Annotated in this window: 4 protein-coding genes and 2 pseudogenes; 3 read left to right on the forward strand and 3 right to left on the reverse strand. The window is 71.2% G+C overall.

Going from position 1 to position 7,320, the window contains the following annotated elements; all coding sequences use genetic code 11:
- Positions 1–184 precede the first annotated feature (184 nt).
- Positions 185–820, forward strand: coding sequence for an SOUL family heme-binding protein (locus P2H44_RS22595; protein ID WP_275767298.1), 636 nt, complete (start codon positions 185–187; stop codon positions 818–820).
- Here the strand turns inward: P2H44_RS22595 and P2H44_RS22600 are convergent.
- On the reverse strand, positions 817–2,226 hold the full coding sequence (locus P2H44_RS22600; protein ID WP_275767300.1) for an ABC1 kinase family protein: 1,410 nt from the start codon (positions 2,224–2,226) through the stop codon (positions 817–819). The genes P2H44_RS22595 and P2H44_RS22600 overlap by 4 nt on opposite strands.
- 366 nt (positions 2,227–2,592) lie before the next feature.
- Here P2H44_RS22600 and P2H44_RS22605 point away from each other — a divergent pair, with 366 nt between their 5' ends.
- A complete protein-coding gene (locus tag P2H44_RS22605; RefSeq protein WP_275767302.1) occupies positions 2,593–3,147 on the forward strand; it encodes a lipid-binding SYLF domain-containing protein in 555 nt (184 codons plus the stop codon).
- Positions 3,148–3,313: 166 nt separating this feature from the next.
- Here the strand turns inward: P2H44_RS22605 and P2H44_RS22610 are convergent, their stop codons facing one another.
- Entirely contained in the window at positions 3,314–4,981 is a 1,668-nt protein-coding gene (locus P2H44_RS22610) for a formate--tetrahydrofolate ligase (protein WP_275767304.1), read from the reverse strand.
- Positions 4,982–5,338: 357 nt separating this feature from the next.
- Positions 5,339–6,521: pseudogene (locus tag P2H44_RS22615) on the reverse strand (IS3 family transposase).
- Positions 6,522–6,604: 83 nt separating this feature from the next.
- Between P2H44_RS22615 and P2H44_RS22620 the strand changes: the two are divergent.
- Positions 6,605–7,198 (forward strand): annotated as a pseudogene (locus P2H44_RS22620) (IS3 family transposase); the annotation flags it as partial.
- Between the last annotated feature and the right edge of the window lie 122 nt (positions 7,199–7,320).

The following is a 7,320-nucleotide window of genomic DNA, read 5'->3' on the forward strand; positions in this document are numbered from 1 at the left end:
CCGGCCACATAGCAACGCCCCTGGCGTCCCAGCGCCCGTGCGGCCGGACCCTCGAGACGAGATCCGTGGACGCCCCCCTCTCCGCGAAGATCGCGCTGCGCAGCCTTGATCGGGGGAGAGCGCACGCCAAGTCTCACCTCCGCTGGGCGTCCGAATTCACCTGACGACGGAGATCCTGCTTCCCATGAGGGTCCGAAGAGTCCTGACGGCCGGTCTCGCCGTCGCGGTCGCGCCGCTGCTGGCGGCCTGCGCCGCGGATGAGCGGGATATCGAGACGCCGTCCTATGAGACGGTCGCGCGTCTGGCCGACGACGTCGAGGTGCGTCGCTACGCGCCGCGCCTGGCGGCGGAGACCGTCGCCGAGGGCGGAAACGCCGCCTTCCGTCGCCTGTTCGCCTATATCTCGGGGGAGAATGCCGGAGGCGCCGAGATCGCCATGACGGCGCCCGTGGAGACACGGACAGAGGGCGCCGACATCGCGATGACGGCGCCCGTCGAGACCGCGGCCGCGGAGGACGGCGGCGTCAGGATGAGGTTCTTCCTCCCCGCCGCCTACGATGCCGCGACCGCGCCGCAGCCCACGGATCCACGGGTGCGTCTGGTCGAGACGCCCGGGCGGACCGAGGCCGTCCTGCGCTACTCCGGTCTGCCGCTCGAGTCCCGCGCCGAGACGCGCAAGACGCGGCTGCTCGAGATCGTCTCCGGCTCGGACTGGACGGCGCAGGGGGAGGCGGCGACCTACTACTACGATCCGCCCTGGACCCTTCCCTGGAGCCGCCGCAACGAGGTCGCGGTCCCCGTCGGGCCCGCCGGCGACTAGAAAGCCGCGGTCGCGGATGGCTGCGGGTCCAGCCGCGCCGCGACGGCCGCTCGGACGCGCACGTCGACCCGCAGGCGCGAGACGAGCAGGAAGACGCCGGCCAGCTTGCGCTGCACGAGCAGCGTCGACATGGGCGGGGTCGAGCCGGCTCCCCCGTCCTCGGCGAGCGCCAGACCCTTCGCGCGCAGTTCCGGAAGCAGCTCCGCCTGCACGCGGGACAGCGGCCAGTCCTCGGCCAGCGCCGTCGTCGCGCGACCGATCATGTCGAGGACCGCGTCGCGATGGCCGGTCGCATCGCCGGGTCCGACCAGGCCCAGCGTCCGCGCCGCCGCCGCGATCCCGTCCCGGTCGCCGGAAAGTCCGGCGCGCAGCAACGCGCGGTATCCTTCGACCGTCGAGGCGGGCAGGGCGCGTGACGCGCCGAAGTCGAGCAGCACCAACCTGTCCCCCGTCGCGTCCCAGAGGTAGTTGGCGAAGTTGGGGTCGGTCTGCATGGCCGAGAACTCGAACAGCTCGCGCAGCGCAAGGTCGATCAGCAGGCCCGCGGCCCGGGTGCGCGGGGCGGCGTCGTCGGCCAGCGTTTCGACCCGTCGACCGTCCATGAAATCCATCGCCAGCACCTCGGGCGTGCAGAGATCGGCGTGGGGGCGCGGCGCGGCGAGGCCCTCGAGACCGGCGATCCGCTCGCCCCACGCGGCGAGCTCGGCCGCCTCGCGCGCGTAGTCCGCCTCGGCCTCGAGCTGGCGCTTGGCGTCTTCGAGCAACGGATCGAGATCGAGCCCGGACGGCGCCAGCCCCGACATCCGCACCAGCGCCGCCACGTTGTCGACATCCGAGCGGATGGAGCGTTTCACCCCCGGATACTGAACCTTCACCGCCAGGCGCCGGCCGTCCCGGGTCTCGGCGTAGTGGACCTGACCGATGGAGGCCGCCGCGAGCGGCCGCGCATCGAACCGCGCGAAGCGCCCGCGCCAGTCGCGCCCCCACTGCGCGTCCAGCGTGGCGCGCAGCTGGCGGGCCGGCATGACGTCCGCCTGGGCGCGAAGACGGGCGAGCATGTCGGCGAGCTCGGGCGGCAGCATCTCTCCGGCGTCCATCGAGATCAGCTGGCCCACCTTCATCGCCGCGCCGCGCATGCGGGCGAGGTCGTCGGCGATGCGGCGCAGGTTGGAGGGCGTCAGCAGGAGGTCCCGCGCGGAGCGCCGGCGCCCTGCGGCGAGGTCGGTCAACGCGCCCGTCGCCATGCGCGCGCCGACGGCGCCGGCGAGGCCCCCGAGGCGCGCCAGCCGCTCCAGTCGCCGGCTCGGAACCGAAAGCGCCCGAGCGGCGGCGCCGTCGTCCCGCGGCGGACGCTGCGAGGCGCCGCGGCGACCGGCTTGAAAGATCTCGTCGTCGCGCGAACTCATGCCGGCGCCTCGTTCCCGCTTCATCACCGGGGCGAGATAGCGCTCGGACCGGGGAGGTCATCGCCCGGCGCCCCTTCGCCGGACGGCTCCCCGATGCAGCCGCGCTTCCGACGCACCGAAGCCTGCGGCGGTTCTCGTGAGGCCCGGACCGTCACGCCGAGACGTCGGTATCGGGCGGGCTGGACGTCATCTCGCTTGATCGGGGCCGCAGGCGGCTGCAAGCTTCTGGCCGACCGACCGTGGGACGGGCGTCGCCGGGCCTCTCAGGCGCCGAGCGCGCGACGCTTCCAGATCACGCAGACGGCGCGGCAGGCGGGTCGGCGCGGCCGGAAGGCCGGCCGGCTCCGCCGACGGGAGGACCCTGACATGCAAATCACCAGACGTCTCGCCGTGGCCGGCCTGATGGCCGCGACGCTTGCGACGCCCCCTCTCGCGCAGGCCGACGAAGCGGAGCGCATGGAGATCGACGCCAAGGCGAACGCCGCGCTGGCCCGGCTCTATGCCGAGAACCCGGCGGCGAAGGAGCTTGGCGGGAAGTCGGTCGGGATCCTGATCATGCCCGAAATCACCAAGGCCGGCTTCGTCGTGGGCGGTCAGGGCGGGAAGGGCGTGCTTCGCGTCGGCGGGGCCCCGCAGGCCTACTATCGCCTGGTGAGCGCCTCGATCGGGTTCCAGGCCGGCGTGCAGTCCTATTCGCAGGTGCTGATGTTCCTCACGAAGGAGGCGCTCGACGGCTTCACCTCCGCGAACGGCTGGGAGGCCGGGGTCGACGGGTCCGTGGCGATCGTGAAATCCGGCGCCACCGTGGGCGGAGACACCACCACCGTGTCGTCGCCGATCGTCGGCTTCGTCTTCGGCGAGAAGGGCCTGATGGCAGCGGCGAACATCGAGGGCAGCAAGTACACCCGGCTCGACGACTGACCCCCGACGACCGACCGTCGTCCGCTCGGGTCCGACGGCCGGGCGGACGGAGGACGCATTCGGAACGCGTCTCCCCATCATGCGGATCCCGCATCGACCTTCCTGCGATGCGGGACCGCCATTCCGGAGCGAGGGCCGGCCGGGATCCCGCCCCGGCGCGCTCCGGCTAGAACAGACCCTCGATGTCGCCGGCGGCGTTCAGCCCGATCCGCTGGGCCGCGGGAGAGCGCGGCAGGCCGGGCATGGTCATGATCTCCCCGCATATCGCCACGACGAAGCCCGCGCCGGCCGAGAGACGGACCTCCCGCAGGGGAACCGAGAATCCTTCCGGCGCGCCCAAGCGCTCGGGGTCGGTCGAGAAGCTGTATTGCGTCTTGGCCATGCAGATCGGCAGATCGCCGTAGCCCTGCGCCTCCCAGGCCGTCAGCTGGGCGCGGATCTTCTCGTCCGCGACCACGCCGTCGGCGCGGTAGATGCGCCGAGCGATCGTCTCCATCTTCTCGAAGAGCCCCATCTCGTCGGGGTAGAGCGGGGCGTACTGCCGGGCGTGGGTCTCGGCGATCTCGACCACCTTCTCCGCGAGGGCGACCGCGCCCCGGCCGCCGTCGGCCCAGTGCGTCGCGAGGATCGCGTCGACCCCCCGGCGGGCGGCGAAGGCCTTGACCGCTTCGATCTCGGCGTCGGCGTCGGTGACGAAGTGATTGATCGCGACGACGACGGGAACGCCGAACTGCTTGATGTTCTCGATGTGCCGGCCGAGGTTCGCGCAGCCGGCCTCGACCGCCGCGACGTTCTCGGCCGAGAGCTCGCCCTTGGCGACGCCGCCGTTCATCTTCAGCGCGCGCACCGTGGCGACCAGCACCACGGCGTCCGGCTCGAACCCGGCCTTGCGGCACTTGATGTCGAAGAACTTCTCGGCCCCCAGGTCGGCGCCGAACCCCGCCTCGGTGACCACGTAATCGGCGAGCTTCAGCGCCGTGCGCGTGGCCACGACCGAGTTGCAGCCATGCGCGATGTTGGCGAAGGGCCCGCCGTGGACGAAGACCGGGTTGTTCTCGAGCGTCTGCACGAGGTTGGGCTGCATCGCGTCCTTGAGCAGCACGGTCATCGCCCCGTCGGCCTCAAGGTCCCGGCACAGCACCGGCGAGCGGTCGCCGCGGTAGGCGACGATCATGTCGCCGAGCCGCCGGCGAAGATCCTCGAGGTCCTCGGCGAGGCAGAGGATCGCCATCACCTCCGAGGCCACGGTGATGTCGAAGCCGCTCTCGCGCGGGAAGCCGTTGGCCACGCCGCCGAGCCCGATGGTCGCGTGCCTGAGCGCTCGATCGTTCATGTCGAGCACCCGTCGCCAGGCGATGCGGCGCACGTCGATGCCCAGCGCGTTGCCCCAGTGGATGTGATTGTCGATCATCGCCGCCAGCAGGTTGTGCGCCGAGGTGACGGCGTGGAAGTCCCCGGTGAAATGGAGGTTCATGTCCTCCATCGGCACGACCTGCGCGTAGCCGCCCCCGGCCGCGCCGCCCTTCATGCCGAAATTCGGACCCAGCGAGGCTTCGCGGATGCAGACCGCGGCCTTGCGGCCGATGGCGTTCAGGCCGTCGCCCAGCCCGACGGTGGTCGTGGTCTTGCCCTCGCCCGCGGGCGTGGGGTTGATCGCGGTGACGAGGATCAGCTTGCCGTCGGGCTTGTCCGCCTGGGCCCGGATGAAGGCCGCGTCGACCTTCGCCTTGTCGTGGCCATAGGGCAGCAGATGCCGGGCGGGAATGCCGAGCATGGCCCCTATCTCGTGGATCGGCTTCTTGTCGGCCGCGCGGGCGATCTCGATATCGGACATCTGGCTTTCCTGCTGCATGGCGCCGTCGACCGGCGTGGCCAAATGGCGTCCTTGCGGCCGCGAACGCAACGCATGGATGGGCGCCGATGCGTGAACGGCGGGCGGCGGATCCTCCCGGCGGGCTCGGCATGCCCCTCGAGGGCGCCGTCGCGTTGTAGGGTGATCGCCTGCAACGGCGTCGTGAGGTCGAGGCGCAGGCGCCCGCGAGCCGCATGGGACCCGCCTTCAGGCGGCGGCGATCTCGCGCCAGGTCGCGAAGGTCTCCGCCTGCAGACTCGTCATCGTGCGGCGGGCAACCAAGTGACGCTGGATGTTGAAGTGGTCGAAGGTGATCCTGCCCCGATCTTGTGGACGGGGTCATGCCGCCATTCGCTCCATGTCGGCCGGCGAACGGCAGCCTATTCCGGAATGAAGCCGCCGGGAGTTGTAGAAGCCCTCGACGAACGCGAAGGATCGCGACGCGCCTCGTCGCGGGTGGCGTAGACGCGGTGATGGACGCGCTCGACCTTCAGGGTGTGGAGAAGAGCTCCATCGGCGCGTTGTCGAGGCAGTTCCCCTTCCTGCTCATCGACGACGTGATCCATGCGGCGGCAAGGGCTTGGCGGTAGGCGTCCGCTGCGTAGCGGATACCCCTGTCGCTGTGATGCACGAGCCCCGGCGCGGGGCGCTGCCGCTTGATGGCCATTTCCAACGCCTCGAGCGCGATGTCGGCGTGCAAGGTGTCGCGGACCGCCCAGCCGACGACCTTGCCGGTCTGCATGTCGATCAGCGCCGCCAGATGAGCTGGGACCGTGGCCCCTGCGGGGCCGCGCAAGCCCCGCGAACGCCAGCCTTCGCCGGTGCGGACGCAGGTCAGGTCGGCGAGCCAGACCTGGTTCGGCGCCGTCGCCGTGAAGTTCCGCCGAAGCCTGTTCGGTGCGATCGGGTGATCGTGCCGGCTGTCCGTCGTGCGCATCCGGCGTGGCATCGCCGCCAGGCCGCGCAGACCGGCCCGGCGCATCAGCCGCGCGATCCGGTGACGGCCGACACGCCGGCCGTGGGCGTGCAGCTACGCCTGCACCCGCGGCGCTCCGTAGGCCCCGCCGCTCTCGGCGTGGACCGCCCGGATCTCGGCCGGCAGCGCGTGGTTTGCGGCGGCGCGCCCGCTCTCCGGCCGACGGCGCCAGGCGTAATGGCCGCTCGGCGACACGCCCGGCACGCGGCAGATTATGCGAACCGGCCAGAGTTGGCGGCGCTCATCGACGAACCGGTGCTTCACCGGCTGGCCGCTCCGAAGGTGAGCGCAGCTTTGTCTAGGATGTCGCGCTCCATCTGCGCCCCGCGAAAGTTCCCGCTTCGGCCGCGCGTTCTCCGCGGCCAGGTCCGCCGGAGACGGGACCTGCGTCGCGGGCCGCCGCGCCGGCGACGGTTCGGAGAACGGCTTCATCCAGCGCCGCGGCAGCATCTCGTGCAGGCCGAGCTCATCGGCGACGCGCACGATCGGCAGACAGCTGTCGAGCACAGGCTCGACGGCCTGTCGCGTAAAGCTCTTCCGGAAAATGGCGGCGCGTCTTCGTCTCAATCGCACACTCCTCTCCTGGCTCGAAAGCCGTAGCACGAGTCTCCACCAGACCGGGCAGGATCAACGGCGCGCTTCGTCAGAGGCTGAGAGAGTTGGCCCGCGAACGGCGGCGCTTCGGCTATCGCCGCCTGCACGCGCTGCTGCGGCGGGAAGGGATGGCCGTGAACCGCAAACGCGTGCAGCGCATCTACGTGGAAGAGAAGCTGCTGGTCCGTCGTCGCGGCGGCCGGAAGAGGGTGCTGGGAACCCGCGCGCCCACGGCCGTCCCCAACGTGCCGAACGCCCGCCGGTCGCTGGACTTCGTGCATGACCAGATGACCGACGGGCGGCGGTTCCGGGTGCTGGGGGTCGACGACGACTGCACCCGCGAATGCCTGGCCTTGGTTCCCGACACGTCGCTCTCGGGCGTGCGGGTCGTGCGGGAACTGGACGCCATCGTCGCCCGCAGAGGCCGTCCCACGGCGATCGTCAGCGACAACGGAACCAAGTTCACCTCGAACGCGATCCTCGCCTGGGCGGACGACCGGGGCGTGGCCTGGGAATGCATCCAGCCCGGCAAGCCGGTTCAGAACGCCTTCGCCGAGAGCTTCAACAGGCGGCTCAGGGACGAGCTTCTCAACGAGACCCTGTTCCGCTCCATCCGTCACGCCCGATCGGTAGCGCCCCGAGACGTGGTGTAGGAGCGCCGGCCTTCGGCGAGGCCCGAGGCTGATCAGGCGGCCACGGCGGGCAGCCTGACATGGTCAGCATCGTTGATGCGGGCGAGGGACTCCAGCCC

Source organism: Albimonas marina, assembly GCF_029223255.1.
In the GTDB taxonomy this organism is placed as follows: Bacteria; Pseudomonadota; Alphaproteobacteria; order Rhodobacterales; family Rhodobacteraceae; genus Albimonas.